General features: G+C 71.9%; 1 protein-coding gene. It reads left to right on the top strand.

Features of this window, described 5'->3' with window-relative positions; translation table 11 throughout:
- Window positions 1-11 precede the first annotated feature (11 nt).
- The coding region (locus HUW62_RS47890; protein ID WP_368670667.1) for a LysR substrate-binding domain-containing protein at window positions 12-420 on the top strand (409 nt) is incomplete at its 3' end.

Raw genomic sequence — 420 nt, 5'->3', positions numbered from 1 at the left:
GGGTGGTGCGGGTGACGACGACGGAGGCCTTCGCGGTGAACACGTTGTTGCCGCGCTTCGCGCCGTTCCGCGAGCGGCATCCGGGCATCGAGGTGCGGTTCCTCACGGACTACGGGGCGCTCGACTTGAGGCGGCGCGAGGCGGACGTGGCGGTGCGACTGACGCGGCCGAGCGAGGCGTCGCTGGTGGCGCGCAAGGTGGGGGACATCGCGATTTCGCTCTATGCGTCGGAGGCATATGTCGCGCGTCGGGGGTTGGCGGACCCGGCGACGGGGTTCGCGGGGCATGACGTGATTGGGTACACGGGGGCGGCCGCGAAGTGGCCGGAGGCGCGGTGGTTGGAGTCGGAGGGGGCGTCCGCGCGGGTGGCGGTGCGGTGCAACTCATTGCTGTCGGTGATGGCGGCGACGGTGGGGGGAC

It is taken from the genome of Myxococcus sp. AM011 (assembly GCF_013372595.1).
GTDB lineage: Bacteria > Myxococcota > Myxococcia > Myxococcales > Myxococcaceae > Myxococcus > Myxococcus eversor.
The sequence above is the reverse complement of the archived record's forward strand: the minus strand, read 5'-3'. Positions and strand labels throughout refer to the sequence as shown.